Source organism: Roseofilum sp. Guam, from assembly GCF_017746735.1.
GTDB lineage: Bacteria > Cyanobacteriota > Cyanobacteriia > Cyanobacteriales > Desertifilaceae > Roseofilum > Roseofilum reptotaenium.
Window position 1 is genome coordinate 15,061 of record NZ_JAGHZN010000061.1, and the last position, 19,571, is coordinate 34,631.

Annotated in this window: 21 protein-coding genes and 2 pseudogenes; 9 read left to right on the forward strand and 14 right to left on the reverse strand. The window is 42.3% G+C overall.

Annotation, left to right across the window (positions count from 1 at the left end):
• Positions 1 to 77: 77 nt before the first annotated feature.
• From J7529_RS20650 to phnD, 6 genes are all read right to left on the reverse strand, one after another.
• Entirely contained in the window at positions 78 to 560 is a 483-nt protein-coding gene (locus tag J7529_RS20650) for a formylglycine-generating enzyme family protein (RefSeq protein WP_318730514.1), read from the reverse strand.
• Positions 561 to 583: 23 nt separating this feature from the next.
• Complete coding sequence (locus J7529_RS20655) at positions 584 to 979, reverse strand: formylglycine-generating enzyme family protein (protein ID WP_318730515.1); 396 nt, start codon at positions 977 to 979, stop codon at positions 584 to 586.
• An 88-nt stretch (positions 980 to 1,067) separates the two neighbouring features.
• On the reverse strand, positions 1,068 to 1,427 hold the full coding sequence (locus J7529_RS20660) for a hypothetical protein (RefSeq protein WP_318730516.1): 360 nt from the start codon (positions 1,425 to 1,427) through the stop codon (positions 1,068 to 1,070).
• Between the two features lie 300 nt (positions 1,428 to 1,727).
• Positions 1,728 to 2,084, reverse strand: a complete 357-nt coding sequence (locus J7529_RS20665) for a slr1659 superfamily regulator (RefSeq protein ID WP_318730517.1) — start codon at positions 2,082 to 2,084, stop codon at positions 1,728 to 1,730.
• A gap of 74 nt (positions 2,085 to 2,158) precedes the next feature.
• The gene (locus tag J7529_RS20670; RefSeq protein WP_318730518.1) at positions 2,159 to 3,868 is read right to left on the reverse strand and encodes a DUF3365 domain-containing protein; all 1,710 of its coding nucleotides are present in this window, start codon (positions 3,866 to 3,868) and stop codon (positions 2,159 to 2,161) included.
• A gap of 3 nt (positions 3,869 to 3,871) precedes the next feature.
• Complete coding sequence (gene phnD / locus J7529_RS20675) at positions 3,872 to 4,987, reverse strand: phosphate/phosphite/phosphonate ABC transporter substrate-binding protein (RefSeq protein ID WP_318730519.1); 1,116 nt, start codon at positions 4,985 to 4,987, stop codon at positions 3,872 to 3,874.
• Positions 4,988 to 5,044: 57 nt separating this feature from the next.
• Between phnD and J7529_RS20680 the strand changes: the two genes are divergently transcribed.
• Positions 5,045 to 5,677 (forward strand): DUF938 domain-containing protein, encoded by a 633-nt coding sequence (locus J7529_RS20680; RefSeq protein ID WP_318730520.1) that lies wholly within the window; start codon positions 5,045 to 5,047, stop codon positions 5,675 to 5,677.
• A gap of 66 nt (positions 5,678 to 5,743) precedes the next feature.
• On the opposite strand, the gene lnt is transcribed toward J7529_RS20680, so the two are convergent.
• Positions 5,744 to 7,294 carry an apolipoprotein N-acyltransferase gene (gene lnt / locus J7529_RS20685; protein ID WP_318730521.1) on the reverse strand — a complete coding sequence of 517 codons (1,551 nt, stop codon included), beginning with the start codon at positions 7,292 to 7,294 and terminating at the stop codon, positions 5,744 to 5,746.
• Positions 7,295 to 7,406: 112 nt separating this feature from the next.
• Between lnt and J7529_RS20690 the strand changes: the two are divergent.
• Positions 7,407 to 7,751: pseudogene (locus J7529_RS20690) on the forward strand (Uma2 family endonuclease); the annotation flags it as partial.
• 143 nt (positions 7,752 to 7,894) lie between these two features.
• On the opposite strand, the gene J7529_RS20695 reads toward J7529_RS20690, so the two are convergent.
• Together J7529_RS20695 and J7529_RS20700 are read right to left on the reverse strand one after the other, a co-directional pair.
• A complete protein-coding gene (locus J7529_RS20695) occupies positions 7,895 to 8,932 on the reverse strand; it encodes a GUN4 domain-containing protein (RefSeq protein ID WP_318730523.1) in 1,038 nt (345 codons plus the stop codon).
• Entirely contained in the window at positions 8,913 to 9,191 is a 279-nt protein-coding gene (locus J7529_RS20700; RefSeq protein ID WP_318730524.1) for a hypothetical protein, read from the reverse strand. Before J7529_RS20700 ends, J7529_RS20695 begins: the two co-directional genes overlap by 20 nt.
• A 291-nt stretch (positions 9,192 to 9,482) precedes the next feature.
• On the opposite strand from J7529_RS20700, the gene J7529_RS20705 reads away from it, so the two are divergent.
• Both J7529_RS20705 and J7529_RS20710 read left to right on the forward strand, forming a co-directional pair.
• Positions 9,483 to 9,728, forward strand: a complete 246-nt coding sequence (locus J7529_RS20705; protein WP_318730525.1) for a UPF0175 family protein — start codon at positions 9,483 to 9,485, stop codon at positions 9,726 to 9,728.
• A gap of 204 nt (positions 9,729 to 9,932) precedes the next feature.
• Complete coding sequence (locus J7529_RS20710; RefSeq protein WP_318730526.1) at positions 9,933 to 10,280, forward strand: DUF6173 family protein; 348 nt, start codon at positions 9,933 to 9,935, stop codon at positions 10,278 to 10,280.
• Between the two features lie 32 nt (positions 10,281 to 10,312).
• Here the strand turns inward: J7529_RS20710 and J7529_RS20715 are convergent, their stop codons facing one another.
• From J7529_RS20715 to gyrA, 3 genes are all read right to left on the reverse strand, one after another.
• A complete protein-coding gene (locus tag J7529_RS20715; protein WP_318730527.1) occupies positions 10,313 to 10,690 on the reverse strand; it encodes a PIN domain-containing protein in 378 nt (125 codons plus the stop codon).
• Positions 10,680 to 10,886 carry a hypothetical protein gene (locus J7529_RS20720; protein WP_318730528.1) on the reverse strand — a complete coding sequence of 69 codons (207 nt, stop codon included), beginning with the start codon at positions 10,884 to 10,886 and terminating at the stop codon, positions 10,680 to 10,682. The genes J7529_RS20715 and J7529_RS20720 overlap by 11 nt, the downstream gene beginning before the upstream one ends.
• Before the next feature lie 136 nt (positions 10,887 to 11,022).
• Complete coding sequence (gene gyrA, locus J7529_RS20725) at positions 11,023 to 13,641, reverse strand: DNA gyrase subunit A (RefSeq protein ID WP_318730529.1); 2,619 nt, start codon at positions 13,639 to 13,641, stop codon at positions 11,023 to 11,025.
• A 690-nt stretch (positions 13,642 to 14,331) separates the two neighbouring features.
• Between gyrA and J7529_RS20730 the strand changes: the two genes are divergently transcribed.
• The 4 genes and pseudogenes from J7529_RS20730 (at position 14,332) to rpmA (ending at position 16,027) form a co-directional block, all read left to right on the forward strand.
• Positions 14,332 to 14,694 carry a hypothetical protein gene (locus J7529_RS20730; protein WP_318730530.1) on the forward strand — a complete coding sequence of 121 codons (363 nt, stop codon included), beginning with the start codon at positions 14,332 to 14,334 and terminating at the stop codon, positions 14,692 to 14,694.
• A 138-nt stretch (positions 14,695 to 14,832) separates the two neighbouring features.
• A pseudogene (locus J7529_RS20735) lies at positions 14,833 to 15,045 on the forward strand (hypothetical protein); the annotation flags it as partial.
• A gap of 264 nt (positions 15,046 to 15,309) precedes the next feature.
• On the forward strand, positions 15,310 to 15,705 hold the full coding sequence (gene rplU, locus J7529_RS20740; RefSeq protein WP_318730532.1) for a 50S ribosomal protein L21: 396 nt from the start codon (positions 15,310 to 15,312) through the stop codon (positions 15,703 to 15,705).
• Between the two features lie 55 nt (positions 15,706 to 15,760).
• A complete protein-coding gene (gene rpmA / locus J7529_RS20745; protein ID WP_318730533.1) occupies positions 15,761 to 16,027 on the forward strand; it encodes a 50S ribosomal protein L27 in 267 nt (88 codons plus the stop codon).
• A 181-nt stretch (positions 16,028 to 16,208) separates the two neighbouring features.
• Here the strand turns inward: rpmA and J7529_RS20750 are convergent, their stop codons facing one another.
• Complete coding sequence (locus J7529_RS20750; RefSeq protein WP_318730534.1) at positions 16,209 to 17,135, reverse strand: hypothetical protein; 927 nt, start codon at positions 17,133 to 17,135, stop codon at positions 16,209 to 16,211.
• 108 nt (positions 17,136 to 17,243) lie between these two features.
• Here J7529_RS20750 and J7529_RS20755 point away from each other — a divergent pair, with 108 nt between their 5' ends.
• The gene (locus J7529_RS20755) at positions 17,244 to 18,167 is read left to right on the forward strand and encodes a DUF1848 domain-containing protein (RefSeq protein WP_318730535.1); all 924 of its coding nucleotides are present in this window, start codon (positions 17,244 to 17,246) and stop codon (positions 18,165 to 18,167) included.
• Between the two features lie 48 nt (positions 18,168 to 18,215).
• Here J7529_RS20755 and J7529_RS20760 read toward each other — a convergent pair whose 3' ends face one another.
• A complete protein-coding gene (locus tag J7529_RS20760; protein ID WP_318730536.1) occupies positions 18,216 to 19,448 on the reverse strand; it encodes a hypothetical protein in 1,233 nt (410 codons plus the stop codon).
• Positions 19,449 to 19,571 lie beyond the last annotated feature (123 nt).

Below are 19,571 nucleotides of genomic sequence, written 5' to 3' on the forward strand. Positions count from 1 at the left end.
AACTATAAACAGGAGCCTCGACTCTCAGCTTAAACTCTTCCACTATCAAGAACCAAAGAGTATGGAATACGACAGGGCTAAGAATTTTGGGGGGGAACATAAACCACTCGTAGTCCCTGATCGTCGAATTCCCTAACCGGAATAATTCCGAAACGATACGCAGAACGAGATTCCCAAGGGATTGTGCTCCAAGAACCACTGCGTATTACTTTCATCACATATTCCCGATCAGACCTCCAGACACCACCATCCTCTGACGCTCCTTCATGGTCCTTGTGCCAATCATCTTCACACCATTCCGAGACATTTCCAAGTAAGTCATACAATCCGAAAGCATTGGGGGGAAATTGCCCGACTGGGGTGGTTTCTTTTCTATATTCTCCTTGGGGTTCGTCGGCATAGGTATAACTAGCTCTGTAATTCGCTAACTCGCTTGTCAGAGTGTCTCCAAAGTAGAAAGCGGTTGATGTTCCAGCTCGGCAAGCATACTCCCACTCTGCTTCGCTTGGAAGTCGGTACTCTCCTCCTGTCAATTTCGAGATCCGCCCGCAGAATTCCATCGCACTGTACCAATCGACTTCTGCTATGGGATGGAGACGCTGTTTTCCTTATCTGCGAAATAGAGAGGATTGGGGTTAAGGTCGAACGCGACCTTCAAATCATGGCGATCAGCAATCGCGCGCCACTGTCGCTGAGTAATCGGATATTTTCCCATAAAGAAATGTTCGAGCGTGACTTTATGTTGGGGTTTGGCAACATCAAGCGCTCCTGTTCCTCGGCTTTCTGCTTCTGAGGCACCCATCAGGAAAGTTCCGCCAGGAATGGCAACCATATCCAAAGTGGTCTCATTGCCCAAATTCTCGATGAAATATTGGGCAGTGTGGTTTTCGCGTTTGATAATTTCACCACGACGATTGACTGTAACCGTTTCAAAGTCGAAAGCTATTAGTTTGTTGCCACTGAGAGATAACTGACTCATGATAACTTTTTAAGTTCTCCCTATCTTTAAGAAAGTAAATACCAACTTCTCAATTTCCTTGGTCTATTTGACCGAGTTTGGGTACTCACTAAAAATCATCTCCATCCATTGCCAGAAATTCATCTCTCGCATTTTCATAGAATTCTCGATCCTGTTCGCTTAAATGCAAACGATGAAAACCCGGCCATTGAAACCCTTGCTCTCGTGCTTCCTTCCACACTCGTTCAAAATATTCTGGAGCGAGACGGTGGTCTGAAAATGGAATTCCTTTATGAATAAAAGATCGGGCTATCCAAAGATCGATTGATTTTTTATAGGCATCAGGATCTAATCCCTGTGGACGCTCATCCTCCCAAACTAAAGAATCTCTCATAATATCATAGTCAGGTTTAAGTGTTGGATCGTAAACCAGAGCTTCAATTAACTCTAAGTTTTCTAAACATTTCAAATCTAAATTCAGTAGGAATCAGACCCAACTTTTCTAAGGCTCTTCTACACAATCTACATCCCGAAGCCTACCGGAAGGTATTCTCGCCATTGCAGCCGTTTTAAATGGCTGCAATGGCGATCAATATAGGTGCTCATGTTCATGTTATAGTTTATTCAACGGACGTGATATGACTCTACTGGGGTAATATCATCTCTTAATACCAAACCTAACAAACACAGTTTCTGAATATGATGGCGTTGACAAAACTGGACTATCTGCTCTTCAGAAATCTCAATGGGGAATTTTGGGGTCACCATATTATTGAATATTCAAAACTAAACTGGGCATAAACTTCTGCAAGTTCCGTAGAGATTTGCTTTGCCAGGTAAACTCTTTTGACCCTAACACCGTGAGCTGAATCTCTATCTCATTTTTTCGGAGATTAGAAACAAATTTAGACAGCACTCGAATCCCCGAACTGTTCAGAAATTCCAGGCTCTGAAAATCTAACGTTAAATCTCCTGCTTTAGAATGAACAATATCTTCTAGGAAATCACTGATATGACTGTACTCCGAAGGATCTCTCAGGCTTAATTTTCCCTCAAAGAACACCGTAGTCAATGAGGAATCATATTGAATACAGTAATCATCCTCTCGTAGTTCTGTAATCATCATTGTTCCTCTTTCAGTGTGATATCGGAATTCTCTCTAACCCTTAATTATAGCACAAAAAAAATAATGAGCAACTTCTATTCATTAGAAGTTGCTTTTCTCTTAATGACTAAAACCGTAATATCATCCACCAGACTTTGTTCCCCAATAAATCCATAAAAATCATTCAATATTGCTTGTTTAATTTCTTCAACCCTTAGATCCCAGTGCTGACGAATCACATCGCATAACTTATCCATTCCATAGGCCTGTTGCCGATCATTTTCGGTTTCCGTAATCCCATCAGTATAAAGAACAATGCCATCTCCAGGATTTAACTCTACAGATACCTGATCTAAAAACGGAATGATTTCCTCATCAAAAGCAATGGGAATCCCTAAATCCATAGTACTCACCTGCTCAATCTCTCCATTTTCTCGAACAACAATCACATCCTCATGTTGCCCTATAATTTGCAGATTTCCTTGATTGTAATTCAAAATCGATAAGGTTAAATCCCGATCTGCTTCCATTCTCTGTACATTGCGGTAGAGGGTGCGATTCAGGATATCAAAAAACTTTACAGTATCCTCTTGCTGACTTTCTTTCAGAGTCCGAATAGCCGTCTGCGTCATCACCATTAAAATCCCACTTTCCAAACCATGGCCTGTGACATCTCCAATACCAATAGTCACGACTCCATCCGTTTCTAAAACATCATAATAATCTCCTCCAATTTCTTCAGCAGGCTGCATAAACCCAGAGATATCTAAATCTTGGATTTGCTCTAGCTCGACTGGTTTAGGTAAAATCATGGCTTGCATCTGTTGGAGGATTTCTAACTCTGAACTCATGCGAGTGTTTTCAACTCGTAATTTCTTATTAAGGGTTTTAATTTTGGCATTGGCTTGCGTTAACTGGGCGGTTCGTTCTCGTACCCGATCTTCAAGTTGAGTATAGAGAAGATAGAGAGATTCAGCCATTCGGTTAAATGACCGCGCCATGAGACCAATTTCATCTGTACTGCGGTCATGAAGGGTTAACTTAGAAGTGGGGTTAGCAGCCGTTTCACTCATGACTCCACAAATGCGGATTAAACGATAGGCAACCAATTGACCAAACCCAAAATAAATCACCAGGGTAGCCACGAAAGTTAAGACTCCTAAAGCAATCCATAGATCGTGTAATGTAGATGCAAAATTAGCCCGTAAATCAGCAATAGGAACATAAATCATCAATGCCCCCACAATATCGCCCACTTGCCATCCAAACCCATTAATAGAACCATACCGTTGAATCATGCTTTTAGGCGCAACTTTCGGGTCTCCATGGCATCGCAGACAACTGGCGAAAACCTGGACTGGACTGGCTGAATAGAAGCGTTCTTCGCGATCTAACGTTGTGTAACCGGTCACTTTGTCTAGTGTAGAATTTTGACGGAATTTTTCAATAATACTCACTTCAAATTCATTCGCTGTATCAATAGGATTGGTGGGATTAATGGTTGCAGCTTTGTAAATATATTCCGGCAGAGCTAAGTTAAACTCTTCGACGACTTCACGGGTAGCAAAATTGGCAGATAAGACTTCAATGGGGACATGGTCTGTGATTTGCTCTACGGCAGGTCGCAGGGAGTAAGTCATATAATCTTGGGTCGCTTGAGTAAAATGTAGCACTAATTCAGTGCGATTTTGAGCTTCTTTTTCCAAAACCTGAGCTTGAAGTTGGTTAATATACCAAGCGCCAGTAGCCATGACGACCACCAAACACACTAGGGTAACCAGAATGAATTTAAAACGGATAGACATTGCTTACTGAAATTCTTTAAGCTGTTGCTGCAATGCTTCTAGTTTAGTCCCTTTTTCAGCTTCGCTCAGGGTATCATCTTGTTTAAGACGTTGGATTTGTTTAGCAACTTCCAGTTCTCGAATGACATTCCAGGTGCGATCGCTCGCTGGATCAAATCCAGACCAAACTAAAGGTTCTAAGATCTCTCGGTCAGTAAATCGATAGAAAAAGTTTTGAATTGCTGTTTTCAGACAATCGGGTAAATCTTGACGATAGGCTAAGGGATCTCCGGGAATAATGGGAGAAGTCCAAATCACGCGAATGTTTTCATAGGCTTCTGGATTAGATTGTTTTAAGCGCTGTAGCGCTTCACTATTATTCGTCGCCACATCGACTTCTTGATTAGCAACTGCTAAAGCAGTATTTTCATGGGAGCCTAAAAATGATACCGATTTGAATATCGCTTGAGGTTCGAGATTATTTTGAATAAATAGATAGTAAGTCGGAACGAGGAAACCCGATGTAGATTGGCTGTCATTAAAGGCAAAGGTCAGATCCTGGGCATTTTGGAAAACCACCTTATCCCCGTTCCCCTGTTCTAGATCAATTTGCACCAGCAAGGGATGATCCTTATGCATCATCAAATGGCCATAATACCCTAAATAGCCTTGACTGCTTACGGTTTGAGCAAAAGCTTCGGCTTGGGATTTTTCTGCGGCTTCGATATAAGATTTCCCTCCATACCAAGCGATTTGAATGTTTTTTTCTCCCATGCTAGTAATAAGCCTACCATAGTCTCCGTAGAAAGGCAGAACTGGCCTAGCGATCGCCTCTCCCATTTTCTCTAACAAAGGAGTCCAAAATGTATCTAAAGTTTCTTCTGATTCAGCCGCTAAAATTCCAAACGTTAATTCAGTTATTTCTGGGGCACAGCTCTCAGCTTGTTCATTGCTCGATTTTTCTCTCTCTGTGACAATTGTTTCTGAGTTAGAAGCTAAATCACAACTCATTAAAAGAGGCGTGGAAATCAGGGAGACTAAAATCAAGGAAACAACTGATTTTTTTTTAAGGAAATCATAAGAATACTTGCCCGATAATAATATTCTGTACACCATGGCATAGGCAAAACAGATTGTCAAGATGACTCGATTACTCTTAAAATGAAGATTACCCAAATTTAATTCTATCTTCAATGTATGACTGCTGATTTACGACAACATGCCCCGGCAACTCAACGGAACCGAGAACCTATCTTAGAGGTTTTAAAGCGAGTCTTACCCCCTAGGGGAACTGTTTTAGAAGTGGCAAGTGGAACAGGTGAACATGCGGTGTTTTTTTCCTCTTATTTACAACCGCGCTCTTGGTTACCTTCGGAATTTAATCTACAGTTACTAGAGAGCATTAAGGCTTGGCAGGAGATACATCCTTGTAATTTTTTGTATCCTCCAATTCGTTTAGATGCCCAAAACCCACCTTGGACTTTAGGTGAATATGAATCAGAAATCACAGCCATGGTTTGTATTAATATGATTCATATTTCTCCTTGGGAAGTCTGTTTAGGCTTAATGGCAGGCGCTGAACAGATTTTGCCTTCCCAAGGTGTTTTATACTTATACGGGCCCTATAAGCTCAATGGGCAACATACAGCTCCCAGTAATGATGCTTTCGATCGCTCTTTGCGCTCCTCTAATCCTCTTTGGGGGGTGCGTAGTTTAGAGGATGTAATTGAGGTTGCAGAAGCTCGCGATTTACGGCATATAGAAACAATAGAAATGCCCGCGAATAACCTGTCGGTAATCTTTGAGAAGAGAATAGGGAATAGGGAATAGGGAAAACCGGGTTCTACACTTAGGTCTTTCATCTATCTTCCCCTCTTCACCTTCGTTTGTAATGGACTATTTTCGTGCAGTTGCGACACGACTGGCTAGGGTCACAAAACAGAGCAGAGGGGCGATCCAATCGCCCCATTGGATATATAAGGTTTTGGTGGTTCTACGCTCAATGGTATCGGCGTGAATTTCATAGGTGTTGCGATTAGAAACCCAGCGAGTTTTACCATTATGTTCGACGAGGGCAGAATAACCGGTATTGGTGGCACGAATGGCGGTGCGATCGCTCTCTATGGCTCGCAGAATGTCTTGGGCGTGATGTTGCCATTGCATGGCGGAGGTATAATGGGCATCGTTAGACGCAGTAATGATAAATTCTCCTCCTTGTGCTGCTTGGCGACGGAAAACCTGGGAAAATGCTGAATCATAACAAATGCCAACAATGGCTTGTCCTACCGGGGTTTGCATCACTTGATTGGGAGAACCTTTAACTAAGGTGGCTTCCAGGGGTGAGAGGCGATTAATTAGTTGGCCAATCACCCATTCAAAGGGGATATATTCACCTAAAGGAACGAGTTTAATTTTATCATATTGACTGATGATTTCACTGGTTCCATCCAGGGTGAAGAGGCTGTTGGTGAGGCGATCGCCGTTTTGCCCAAATGCACCCACCCACACTGGCGTGCCCCAGTCCTGGATAGCTTTGATTAGAGGGGGATAGCCCTGCTTCTGATTCGTCCACAGAAAAGGTAAGGCAGTTTCAGGTGTGAGAACGATATCAACCCCTTGGGCAGCTAATTTTTTGTATCCTTGGGTATAGCCAGCTATGGCGTTTTGCCATCCCTGGGAATAGAGTTTGATTTCATTGGGAATATTGCCTTGAATGATGCCAACTTTGAAGGTTTCTCCGGGTTGTGTGGCTAAGGATTTCTGAGAGAGAAAATAGCCAATTGCATGGGTAGTAAAAAGCAGGATCAATGCCCAAATTAGGGTTGATTTTTTCTGGCTTTTATGATATGTCTTACTAAGAATAAATTCTGCAATTAAGCCATTGACAGCGACTAAAGCGGCTGTAATGGTATTTGGCCCGGACAGTTGCCCTAGGTGCAAAATAGCTAAGTTAAATGGACTTTGAGTATAGGAGAGGGAACTCCACCACAGGTCAGAATGGCTCCAAATGCCTTCTAGAAGACACCACAAAGTCGTTCCAAATAAAACTGTATACGCGCTACTTTTTTCAGAGGTGAAATGGGCGAATAGCATTGCCCACAGGGTCACTAGGGTGCTTCCCCAGAGGGTAATGAAGATCCAGACACTGAGGGCGATCGCCAAACTCGCTAACCAGGGAACCCCTAACCACATCATGGGGTGAATTCCCGTAATCCAAAATAGGGCTACCCCATGAAATCCAATTCCCCAAACCAGAGCATAGCTAAGGGTTTGTTTCCAGGAATCCGATCGCCGAACCAAGACCCAGAGGGGGATGAGGGCAATCCAAGCTAATGGCCAAGCGTTAATTGGAGCAGGGGTGAGTCCCATGAGCAACCCTCCAAGTAGGGAGAGTGCCAAACTGCCTAAGTTTTCACGGATACCAAAATGTTGTTTAGATTGAAGCATTGGATGGGCAAAGCGTTATCCTCATTCTATAGCAAGTAAGTTAGGGAACAGATTGGCGATCGCCTAAAATAGATGAGTCTCTAGCCAATTTCCATGATATCAAGAGGTCAAGATGGTACAGACACCAGCCGTACCGGAAACAGAAACCCTATTACTGGAGTTACCCAAAACTCTTAAGCTTTATGTTACCCAAGAACAGTTTGAAATCCTAGCAGCCAGTAACCGAGAATTACACCTAGAAAGAACAGCAACAGGAGAGTTAATAGTGAATCCACCCACCGGTTGGGAAACGGGAGAACAAAATAGCAGTATTTCTGGTGAGTTGTACTTGTGGTGGCGAAATGCAGGCGAACCCGGGAAAGTTTTTGACTCTTCTACTGGATTTATTTTACCCAATGGTGCTAATCTCTCTCCTGATGCGTCGTTTATGAACTTTGAAAATAAACCTATAATGACATGAACCTTGCACAAGCACTCCACATTGCTGCCCGTCGCTACTGTATAGAAAAATTCAATTATTGGACAGCAGAATACTCTAAAATCGTATTTCATGGAAATTTCTAGCTTGATTGCAAAATTGGGATACTCCTGATTATTTTGTTATTTTATTTTACACTCTTGTAACTTTTCGGTGAGTGCCGCAAATTCATTACCGTTTCCCACAAATATTGTATTATATTTATATCGACCTAATGCAGAAGGTAAATAACCTCTTTTGATTTTTTCAATAGTTTTTTTGTCTAGGTCTCTATAAAGTTCATCTAATGTCAATTTATTGGGTTCTTCTGCATCTTTCCACCCAATTTTATCGCTAAATTTTTTCCTGATTTTACTATCAACATTTTCGGTGTTTGTACTCCCTCCAGCCTCTTGCCAAATTCGAGACTGTGTAACCAATCCAAAATGATTATTTGTTGCGCTCGACCATAAGTCATTAATCGTTTTTATATCGTCACAAAGTAGCATTTTAATATCATTTTTATCGAGCCAATTTCTCTCCTCCCGGTTAGGTATAGCGTTAGTGCTTGCTGCCAATAAGTTATTCATTGTTTCAGCATCAGCACTTTGCCAATCTTGATTATTTAAATAAGTTTCTAGTTGTTGATATTTTTCATCTACTTGTTGAGATGTTTGACTATGCGTAATCAGCCTAAAACCTGTGGCGACTACGCCAAGCCCTACCAAGCCAATTATACCCATCAATATTATCCGCTTGTTAGGCCCAGTAGATGTTGGCTCAATAGAAGTTGATTTTTTCTTAGGATATTTAATCGTAAAAGCTATTCCATTAAATTTCCCAGCACATTCTTCGATTTGTCGAATCCCTGGCTCATTATTTTTTAAATCATCTAAATTATCTCCTAGAGATGCTTTTAGCAAGTTGGATAACTCATTGGCCTGCTCTTGACTCATTTCATCTTTGATGGTTTCAGGCAATATTTGCGCAAGTTCTCTAAGTTCTGAAACTTTGCTATACGCTGATTCTCCTGCTTTAAGTTGTTGAGAAATTTCTGAAAGACACTCCCCAACTCGTGAAAAATAACTGGCAATTATTTCTCTCTTTTCAGCATCAGCTTTTTTTAGTTTGTCACTAAATTCACCTAACGTACTTAAAACTTTAATTATATCCCCTACCATGAACTTTTCCCATATGAAGGATACTGAGCTGTTTTATGTCAAACTGAACCCATAGAATAGCATAGCATAAACAAATAATTACCATGCCACTGGTAGGAGGGAATGCAGTGGGGGCGATCTTTTCTGCTTCAAACAACATTTCCGAGGCATATCGATCGCCCACTTGATGAAATAGGCTGAGTAAATCGCTGGTTCTAACGCCTTCATCTCGTACAGACAAGGCTGCTTCAATCAGCGATCGATCCACCAAGACACTCAAAAATCAAATTGCATCAAATAGATTTGATAATTAATGCTATGGCTGGTAAAGGTTACAGACTGTTTTTATTAACAACTTTACATAGCAGGTGCGGAAGAGCTGTTTTTTCTTTGTAGGGACACGGCAATGCCTTGTCCCTACATTACGTCCTACGCACCAGAGTGCTGGTTTTCGTATTAATCAGCGAGTGTACAGCACTATTTTAGCTTCTGCTAATGAAAGTTGATTAAGGAAATCAGTATGAAATTATTGATTGTAATTGACAAGAACCGATTTCTGGAGTAATCATAGATGAATATTACTATCCCTGATAAAATCCTTCACTCGGCTCAACTGTCTGAAGCAGACATTAAAGTAGAACTGGCTGTCTCACTCTATCAACAAAGGAAACTAAGTACAGGGCAAGCTCGCCGTCTTGCCGGGATGCACTTGATACAGTTTCAACAAGAACTGTCTAAAAGAGGAGTATACATCAATTATGATGTAGAGGATTTTGAGGCGGATATTCAAACTCTAAAAAGGTTAGGAGACTTATGATTGTTGTTAGCAATATCAAGTCCGCTCAATCATCCTAGGGCAGGGCAAGAGTTATAAACTTGAATAGAATCGCTTTCTTCTCCTGCCCACTCTACCCACTTTTCTCCCAATATCGTAGTATCTTTTCGTTAATTGAATTTGAATCATGCATGACTTTCCTTGTTTCAAATCTCAGCCCAATGTAAACTTTAATATGTCAGAAATATGTCAGAAGAGATGAGAAAATCTGGCGAAGAGCGAGCTGGTTATGCTAATGTAATGTTCAAATATCTTCTTGAAGAAATTCAGGAATTTGAGTCTGATTTGCAAGCTGATGAAGAGATAGCTGTTTATTTAGCTTCGTTTGCTGGTGGTATGCCTATTCGTATTGAATCGATCAATTATCGAGACCCCTATTACATAGTTTTATCAGGAACTACTGAAGAAGGTCAAAAGGTACGGCTAGTACAGCACGTAACGCAGATTAGTATATTGTTTATGCCAATAAAAGTGCCATCAGAGGACAACAGAAAAGCAAAACGAATTGGATTTATGGCAAGTGCAGATATGTAGGAGAATAACGCATTCTAAAATTACATCTGTACCTACCAACCGATTACATTCAAAGAGTTCACTTTAGTAAATTCTCGATCCGCAGTCACTAAGCTTGCTGAATGATGTATTGCCATAGCTGCGATCGCCGCATCCGGTAATTTCAGTCGGTAGAGTTGGCGAATTTTGACAATTTCTGCGATTAATCCAGTATCCTTGCTACTCAAACCCACAATATTGACTCGCTGTAGAAACTGATGAAAAAGCTGGCGATCGCGTTCCGTTAACCCAGAAAAAACCAGGAATTCAATCTGACTAACGATCGAGATCCCAATCCAGCTTGCATTCTGGAGTAATTGAATCAGTTGAGGATTTCCCTGTAATAGAGCAATAATGGCATTCGTATCCAACAGATAGCGATTACCATTCATCTCGTAACATCCGTTGTATGGCTACAGCATCTCCTTGCCAAGTTAATTGTCCTGCTAGATCGGAAAAATCATAAGTTTGGCCAATTAATGGGGACAAGTTTTGCTGTTGATTGAGGGTTTTGAATGTGTCTATCATTAGAGAAATTTGTTGGATTTGTTGGGGAGTCAATCCAGTCAGATCGAGGGTTTGAGTCATATTAGGATACGGACTAGGGAGTTTGCCGATAGTTTACCTCAATTTGCAATAATAGACATCTCCTAAAACTTCGTTTTTTAAACGACAGCATTAGGGTTTCAGCCTAATTCTAGGAGATGTCTAATGAATGGGTCCATTATTCGGCTAAGGGTTCGGGGGTCTCTGTTTCAGTGGTTAACTCTACCTCTGGCTCCCCGTCCGTCGTTTCTTCTCCTTGGGTGGGAACTAGGGCAACTGCGGCAATGGTATCGTCCTTATCTAACCGTTGCACTAATACGCCGGTTGCACCACGGGATTGTACGGAAATGGCGTTAGTAGATTGGCGAATAATAATGCCACGGGAGGTGACCATCATTAACTCGTCGTCAGGGTGAACGATGCGCAGAGCAGCTAACTCATCGTTAGCTTTATGGGATTTAAACTTAGTGGCAATAATTCCTTTTCCAGAGCGGTTTTGCAGTCGGAATTGGTTGACGGGAACTCGCTTGCCATAACCTCTAGTGGTGACGACTAATACCCAAGGGCCGAGGGTGGATGTGGTCTCGATGTCTTCAGTTTCTGGCGTATCATTAACCTCTTCTTCTTCCGTCTGATCGACCATTAGCTCACTGAGTACGTTACCGGGAAGGATATCCATGCTAATCAAACTATCGCCGTCAACGAGTTTCATTGCTCTTACCCCGCGTGCGCTTCGACCTAGGGGACGAACTTGATCGGTGTTGGTTCTAAAATGAATGGCTTTCCCCTGGGATGAGGCAATAATAATACTGTCTTCTTCCGTCGCTCGTCTCACCCAACGCAACTGATCGCCTTCTGCTAGGGAAATAGCAATTAACCCATTGGTGCGAATATTACTGAAGGCATCGAGGGCTGTGCGTTTAATGTAGCCTTTCTGGGTGAGCATGACCAAGTATTCATGGTCGCTAAATTCCGACACGGGGATAATGGAGGTAATTTTTTCATCCATGGGAATGGGCAACATTTGCACCATGGGTGTGCCTTTGGCGTTGCGGGAGCTGCTGGGAATTTGATAGGCGAGGAGACGATAGACAACACCGCGATCGCTGAAAAACAGCAGACTATCATGATCGCAACAGGTCAAGAAATGGTCAATGCCATCATCTTCTTTCATTTTCGCGCCCGACTTACCGCGTGTTGCCCGACTTTGGGCATCAAAGGTATCGACAGGCATCCGCTTAATATAGCCCTGTTCCGTAATTAAGATCACCGCTTTTTCATTGGCGATCAAGTCCATATCGACGAGATCCCCTTCAGCTTTTTCGATCTCGGTGCGTCGAGGGGTGGCAAACTTTTGCTTGAGTTCTGCACATTCTGCCTTAATCATCTCTAGGATGCGAGTCCGGTTGGCAAGAATGTCTTTTAAGTCTGCAATCCGAAGTTGCAGTTCTTCGTGTTCTTGACGGATTTTTTCGGCTTCTAGGGCAGTCAGTCGGCGCAGTTGCATTTGCAGAATGGCATCGGCTTGCAGTTCAGAAAGGGAATAGCGCTCTATTAATTCTGCTTTAGCGGTGGGAGTATCGGCAGCATGGCGAATGAGTTCGATAATTTCATCCAGGTATTGCATGGCAATCAGCAGGCCCTGCAATAGATGGTCTCGCTCTTCGGCTTTGCGGAGTTCGTATTGGGTGCGCCGGGTGATGGTTTCGACGCGGAATTCGAGGAAGACGCTGAGGAAGTGTTTAATCGAGAGCAGTTGGGGGTCATTGTTGACGAGTGCCAGCATATTGGCCCCAAAGTTGGTTTGCAGGGGAGTTTGTTTGTAGAGGTTGTTGAGAACAACTCTAGGATAGGCATCGCGACGCAGTTCGACGACGATCCGCATTCCATCGCGATCGCTCTCATCGCGAATATCAGCAATGCCTTCAATCCGTTTATCATTCACCAGTTCAGCGATGCGCTCGATCAAAGCTGCCTTATTCACCTGGTAGGGCAATTGGGTAACAATAATCGCATCCCGTGACGGTCTGCCCCGGTGTTCAATGGTTTCAATGTCAGCAATGCCCCGCATGGTAATCGAGCCACGCCCCAGAGTATAAGCTTCTTGGATGCCGGAGGTTCCCAATATTTTGCCACCTGTGGGGAAATCGGGGCCGGGAATATACTGCATGAGCGCAGTATCGGTTAAATCCGGATTGTCAATCAGGGCCACTAAGCCATCAATCAGTTCTCCCAGGTTATGGGGGGGAATATTCGTCGCCATCCCAACAGCAATACCCGCCGAACCATTAAGGAGCAGTTGGGGAACCCGTGCGGGGAGGACGATGGGTTCTTGTTGCGATCCATCGAAGTTATCGATAAAGTCAACCGTCTCCGATTCAATATCTTGCAGCATGGCTTCTGTAGAAATCGCCTGCAAGCGACATTCCGTGTACCGCATGGCTGCTGGAGGGTCGTTGTCTACGGAGCCGAAGTTACCATGACCGTTAATGAGGGGCGATCGCATGGAGAAGTCTTGCGCCATCCGCACGAGAGCATCATAAACGGCTGTATCGCCATGGGGATGGTATTTACCCAGGACTTCCCCAACGACACGGGCACATTTCCGGAAGGGGCGATCGGGGGTTAATCCCAACTCGTGCATCGCATATAAAATCCGGCGGTGAACGGGTTTGAGTCCATCCCTGGCATCGGGAAGCGCTCGACCTACAATCACGCTCATGGCGTATTCTAGGTATGACCGGGACATCTCATTTCTCAAGTCCGTGGGCACGATCCGATCTAGGGGGATACTCATACGGGGCAAAGCTCCATGCAGAAAACAATTCAGAACTCACAAAACTGGGTATTTTCCCCCCAGGGACTGGGTTTGAGCCTACCAAGTTGTGAGTGCTTACTTATTAAATTTTAACATATTTTCAGAATCGTTTTCTGCCTGGGACTCTGACGGGGGCGATAATGCTGGGCATTGCTTTGCTGTCCGTTTGCCCAAAGGCGATCGCCACTGATGAGTTGCTGCTCATGCCTGACAGAATCCTGTATGGCTAAAGCTTGATTGAAATTTGCATAAACGGTGCGATCGAAGACGATAGATGACTATATCTCTCTCCCCAGAACTGCCATGAGTCCATCTCCTTAGTGAAAATCGAGAGGCGATCGCTTTCATAGTAGAAGATCCCAGCCTCAGCAGTCAGTTATATCGGCATTTAGGCAATGAACGTCAGGTAGAAAGAAGTTGGGTTTGTGGCGATCGCTTCCTGTTTATTCTATACTTTTGTATAAGATCCTATTTGTAAAGTAAATCTTAAGAAGCACTAACTCACTGCTGTAACCTAACTTCAAGCTTAGAGAGTAAGTTGTAAGCTAGAGTTGGGAATAAGTTGCTACAAAGCTAGCTAGCTATAGACTTTACTGTTTCTTTATAAATACGCTCTAAACCCCATTCAGTTGCAATTCAACAAAGTCCAATTTCAAAAACATTAAGTATATGGAGCCATTTCCCGATCTATATGAACTCATAAGTTTCTTTGAAGTAGAACCTAATATTACAGATCCTGATATTATACCTTGGTTCGCTAGTACACTTACTTTTGAAAACCACTTTGCAGATAATAAAATACAGGTTGCTATTGAACCCGCAGATGAATGTATAAGATTCAATTGGAGCAAAGAAAATGTACCAATACTCTTGTTAAACTTAGAAGAAGTTGAATCATTAGTGATTCGCAATGAACGAAATAGGGAAACTTTTATCGCTAGATTCAGAGAGAAAACTGGCATTCTAGATTTTGAATTTATGTTACGACCTCATATTCAAATAAAGTGGGGAAATAAACGATTTTATCCATAGACAAAATAAACATATTTTTCCATTGATGTAGGTGTGGCTATTTGAGTTCCGTCACTCAAATAGCTCAAAGATAAGGGTTGTGATTGAGAATGTCTTGATTCAAGATATCTGCAAGCGGCGATCAAACGAGGATTACAAATTGCGATGGGAGAACTAATCCCAGATCGGGTAGTACAAGAGTTTCTCAAGGGTTTTCTGACTGCGTTTAAGAGTGGGAAGTCTTTCTATCTATCGGTACGAGAAGCACGGGAGAAGTTACAAGGGTTAGAAAAGTATTTTCCGAGTGTCTCTTTGCTACCTGTGATTTGCCAAAATGCGGCGGAAATTCCTCCAACTTGGCAGGAGTTGACTGAGAGGTTGGGGTGAGTAATATCAATTAAAAATTATTACCGTAGGTTGGGTTGGGTTGGGTTTCACAATCATTTAACCCAATCTACATAATGAGGATCGCTATCTACGGAGCCACAGTTACCATGACCGTAATTGACAAAATAGAAATTGAAGTGTAATAATAGTAGATTGTCTGCTTAATCCCTGCTCGGATCAGGTGCAAGCATCCCCAAATGCTGGTAACAACCAGCTACCTGTACGGCAACCCCAAGGAACCAATATCCTATGAGTTACGCAATTATTGAAACGGGTGGTAAACAACTGAGAGTTGAACCCGGTCGCTTTTATGACATTGAACTGCTGGCAGTGGAACCAGAACAAACGGTTTCCATTGACCAGGTGTTGTATATCCAGAATGGCGATGATATGCATGTGGGGCAACCCCTGGTGAGTGGTGCGACGGTGGAAGGAACGGTGATGCGTCATTTCCGCGATCGCAAGGTTTTAGTCTATAAAATGAAACCGAAAAAGAAAACGCGCAAAAAACGCGGACATCGCCAAGAACGCACCCGATTGATGATCAATTCCATTAATGTCAATGGAGAAGTGTTAGCCTCAAATGCTAATGGAGAAGCGTCAGCCTCAACTCCAGCCCCTGCTGAAGCCTCTGACGAAGCTTAATTGCAGGAAAGTTTGTACACTAGATATACACGAACTAATCGATCTCAGAACTCCTATGGCACATAAGAAAGGAACCGGAAGTACGCGTAACGGCCGCGACTCGAACGCCCAGCGCTTGGGTGTGAAACGCTATGGTGGCGAAAGTGTCCTCGCGGGTAATATTCTCGTCCGTCAAAGAGGAACTACCTTCCATGCTGGTAAAAATGTCGGTGTGGGTCGCGATTACACGCTGTTTTCACTAATTGATGGTATCGTTACGTTTGAGCGTAATGGTAGATATCGTAAAAAAGTGAGTGTTTACCCCGCTGAAGCAACTTCATAAATATAGCGCTACGCCCTGGTAATGGGTAATGGCAATAGTAGTTTAGACCAGGCAAGGGGCTTAAGCCCCTTGTTAAACTAGCAGGTAGGGTGGGCAGGAGAAAGGGGCGATATTATGGAATTGCTAGTGCGAAACCCTGCCCACCTACAGGTTTAGCCCTGTCTAAAATATTCCCCTAACTTTAACTTGCATCAAATGCTTGAGCTTTAAGAATGACCATGTTCCTACCTACGAGGGAATTACGGGCTACTAAATGACCTTGGAGATCGAGGATTTCTAAACGGCTAAAATCGAGTTTTCGCGATCGCCGCAACATATCGTTAGCCAGCCGTTTTTGTTGCTCTAAGGGTAAACTATACCAGCGCCAATCGACTTTTAGCACTAAGAGGCTATTCAAGAAATCAGCTTGCAGGGAATTAATTAAGCCCTCTTCATATTTTTCGGTTAAGCGATTAACTTGCTCTTGAATGGTGACAATTAACCGTTGTTCGGGAGTGAGAACGGGAGGGGGAGGTGGCGTAATTTCAACTGGAATGGGTTCGCTAATTTCTTCCTCTTGCTCAACGGGTTCTTCTGTTTCTTCAATTTCTAGGGGTTCGAGGTCGGGTTCGGGTTCTTCGGTGCTTTCTTCTTCAATGGGTTCAGGAAGCAGTTCAGGGATCTCTTCGGGGATAGGTTCGGGTTCTGGGGTGATCGCCTCTGGAGGTGCTTCGGGTTCTGATTCAATCTCTGGGATTTCAACCTCCGGTACTTCAACAGTTTCGGTCGGTTCAGGGGTTTCGGGAACTTGCGCGACTTCTGGAGTAGGACGGGGAATGAAGGAAACTGAGATTACCAGAGAGAGGGCGATCATTGCAGCGATCGCTAAACTGAGGTCAAAATCATTGATTTTGCGATTCCAGGGAGCAGGTAGCCATCCGCGCACCCCTGTTAAAAGCCGATTCCAGAGGGGAAATAGAGGTCTTTGAGGAGCGGAAAGGGGAGAGGTTTCTAGGCGATCGGCGATCGCCTGTAGACGGGTAATGAGCGATCGTAAGATCTTCAGCGTTTGCTGTTTCACCCACGAGGGACTCTCTGCTGGTGGACGCTTAGAAGGTTGCCGTGCCATAATTCCCCTGCATGAAGACCAATGCCTTAATGTAGCATTGTGCGAACAATTAAAAAATAAAAAAACGCTATAATACGAAACAAATTAAATTTCACCTCCCTTATCAGAATGATTATTAGCGCCAGTAGACGAACTGATATTCCTGCCTTTTATCATAAATGGTTTATCAATCGTATTCAAGCCGGTTACTGTGTTGTACCCAATCCTTTTAACTCCCAGCAACTTTCCCGCATTGATTTGACTCCAAAAAATGTTGACGCGATTGTTTTCTGGACTCGCAACCCGCAACCTTTATTGTCATCTTTAGATCTATTAAACGAACTGGGATATAAATACTATTTTCAGTTCACAGTAATGAACAATCCCAGTTTTATAGACCAGCATCAAACTCCTTTATCTTTTGCTATTAAAATATTTCAAAAGTTAGCCAATTTAATCGGCAGTCAAAGAGTAATCTGGCGATACGATCCCATTGTTTTCAGTCAAGATACTGATGTAGATTTTCATCTTCAGCAATATACTTACATTGCCAGTCAACTCTCTAGCTATACCAACCGATGTGTCATTAGTTTTATGGATCGGTATAGCAAAAATAATCATCGTCTCCAAAAGATTGAAACCGAAAAAGCTATTACTTTTTATCCCTTTGAAAAAACTCCACAAGTTTTTGAAAGATTTTTACCCTCAATAGAAAAAATTGCTCAAAAACATAAGATCCAGCTTTTTAGTTGTGCTGAACCCTATGACTTAGAGTCATATAGCATTCACCATGGTAAATGCATAGATGATGATTATCTCCAGGAAATCTTTGACATAGAAGTCAGTCATAAGAAAGATACTGGTCAGCGAGAAGCTTGCGGTTGTGTGAAAAGCCGCGATATTGGCATGTATAATAGCTGCTTATTTGGGTGTCAATACTGTTATGCAACTACCAGCATTGATAAAGCCAGAGAAAATTACCGAGAACATAATCCTAATTCCCCTTCTTTAGTCGGATGGCATGATCTCGAACCTAAATCAAAGGTGAAATAGTTAGAAATTTTCACCCGATAGAATGAAGAATGATCAATTCTCTATTTATTAGAATTTGCCAATAACTAAAAACATAAATTTAATGTGGGAGCGAGGAACTAAACCACCTACGCTCGTTAGTAAGTTTTCTGTCACCATTTGAGGGATTCTTAGTGAAGACGGTATGTCTAATTCATCTAGCATTATGATTTGATAATCATGATTTCTTTGCACAAATTCAGCAATATCTTCTAATATATAGCGGTTTTGGGCATAGCGAAGATCTCCAATCACAATAAAACTGTTTAAAGGGGCACATTCCAGCAAAATTTTAATATTCTCTTTAGTCGTCGATATATTCCATATTTCATTCAGACAATTTTGAAAGACAAAAAGATGACTATTCTCGATCGCTTCTGAAACTGACTCAAAGCTATTAGCCGAGCATAAATCTAAATGGTGAGCATTCCCAGAAAATTGACCTTTCCATAAATTGGGAAGTACGAAATCTTTGGTGATGGCTCGACTCAGTGCCCATTGGTCAGAAGCAATATCATAAACATGGACAAAAATCTCTTTTGTTTGGGGATAATACTTGGTTAAAAACTGAGCTAAACCAGCCACTTCTGGACAAGGCCCTGATCCAAAAAAGCAAGCATTTATTTTTTTCCCAAAAGCGAAAGTTTTTGAACACTGTTGTAAAATTTCATAAGTCATTTGTACATAATGAGGATAATAACGTATTAAGTAAGCTGCTTGAGTTGATGGATCAGAATAATTCACTTTAACCCGATCCGATCTATAAGATTCCCACAACTGCTCTGCTGGTTTTTGTAGAGATTGCAAATATTTTTCAAATGTTTCATGATTTTGGGGATTATAAAAATTGATATTTTTTTCCAACCCCTCTAAAATGTATTTGTATAGTCCTATTTTTTTGATCGGTTTTTCTTGAAATTTTTTCTGGATTTCGGTAGTGTTTTTTTTCTCTTCGCTTTCAGGAATCAACAGCGCATTTTGTAGCCCTTCCACCTGGGCTTGTAATTTTCTTTCTTCCTCTTGAAGTCTCGCGATTTGTTTAACCAGATCTAAGTTTTTATTTCTGAGGCTGAAAACCTTATTTTCAAGGTTTTTTAATTTGGCAGTATTGCTGTGTATATTTTTGAATTCTTGATCGTATTTTTTACTTAAAAGCAAAAAAACAATAAGGGTGGCTGTTGCTCCTATAATTCCACCGATAAAAGCACTGAATGCTAAATTGAGAGTTCCTGCTAAATTAGCTAAAAAAAAGTATTCGATCATCTGACTTGTCCTATTTTAGTAAATCATTGTAGGGTAGGTAGGAGGAGAAGCGGCATCATTCAAATTCTAAAAGCATACTCTACCCACCCTACCCGATAAGGTATATTGTAGGGGCGAACGGCC

Excerpts from the sequence above, each read along its gene's own strand:
- J7529_RS20705 (WP_318730525.1), top strand. The coding sequence starts at position 9,483 with ATGAATATTACTATCCCTGATAAAATCCTTCACTCGGCTCAACTGTCT.
- J7529_RS20670 (WP_318730518.1), bottom strand. The coding sequence starts at position 3,868 with ATGTCTATCCGTTTTAAATTCATTCTGGTTACCCTAGTGTGTTTGGTG.
- J7529_RS20665 (WP_318730517.1), bottom strand. The coding sequence starts at position 2,084 with ATGATGATTACAGAACTACGAGAGGATGATTACTGTATTCAATATGAT.
- J7529_RS20650 (WP_318730514.1), bottom strand. The coding sequence starts at position 560 with ATGGAATTCTGCGGGCGGATCTCGAAATTGACAGGAGGAGAGTACCGA.
- J7529_RS20715 (WP_318730527.1), bottom strand. The coding sequence starts at position 10,690 with ATGAATGGTAATCGCTATCTGTTGGATACGAATGCCATTATTGCTCTA.
- J7529_RS20760 (WP_318730536.1), bottom strand. The coding sequence starts at position 19,448 with ATGATCGAATACTTTTTTTTAGCTAATTTAGCAGGAACTCTCAATTTA.
- J7529_RS20710 (WP_318730526.1), top strand. The coding sequence starts at position 9,933 with ATGTCAGAAGAGATGAGAAAATCTGGCGAAGAGCGAGCTGGTTATGCT.
- lnt (WP_318730521.1), bottom strand. The coding sequence starts at position 7,294 with ATGCTTCAATCTAAACAACATTTTGGTATCCGTGAAAACTTAGGCAGT.
- J7529_RS20730 (WP_318730530.1), top strand. The coding sequence starts at position 14,332 with ATGGAGCCATTTCCCGATCTATATGAACTCATAAGTTTCTTTGAAGTA.
- gyrA (WP_318730529.1), bottom strand. The coding sequence starts at position 13,641 with ATGAGTATCCCCCTAGATCGGATCGTGCCCACGGACTTGAGAAATGAG.
- J7529_RS20720 (WP_318730528.1), bottom strand. The coding sequence starts at position 10,886 with ATGACTCAAACCCTCGATCTGACTGGATTGACTCCCCAACAAATCCAA.
- J7529_RS20750 (WP_318730534.1), bottom strand. The coding sequence starts at position 17,135 with ATGGCACGGCAACCTTCTAAGCGTCCACCAGCAGAGAGTCCCTCGTGG.
- rplU (WP_318730532.1), top strand. The coding sequence starts at position 15,310 with ATGAGTTACGCAATTATTGAAACGGGTGGTAAACAACTGAGAGTTGAA.
- J7529_RS20695 (WP_318730523.1), bottom strand. The coding sequence starts at position 8,932 with ATGGTAGGGGATATAATTAAAGTTTTAAGTACGTTAGGTGAATTTAGT.
- J7529_RS20655 (WP_318730515.1), bottom strand. The coding sequence starts at position 979 with ATGAGTCAGTTATCTCTCAGTGGCAACAAACTAATAGCTTTCGACTTT.
- rpmA (WP_318730533.1), top strand. The coding sequence starts at position 15,761 with ATGGCACATAAGAAAGGAACCGGAAGTACGCGTAACGGCCGCGACTCG.
- J7529_RS20755 (WP_318730535.1), top strand. The coding sequence starts at position 17,244 with ATGATTATTAGCGCCAGTAGACGAACTGATATTCCTGCCTTTTATCAT.
- J7529_RS20680 (WP_318730520.1), top strand. The coding sequence starts at position 5,045 with ATGACTGCTGATTTACGACAACATGCCCCGGCAACTCAACGGAACCGA.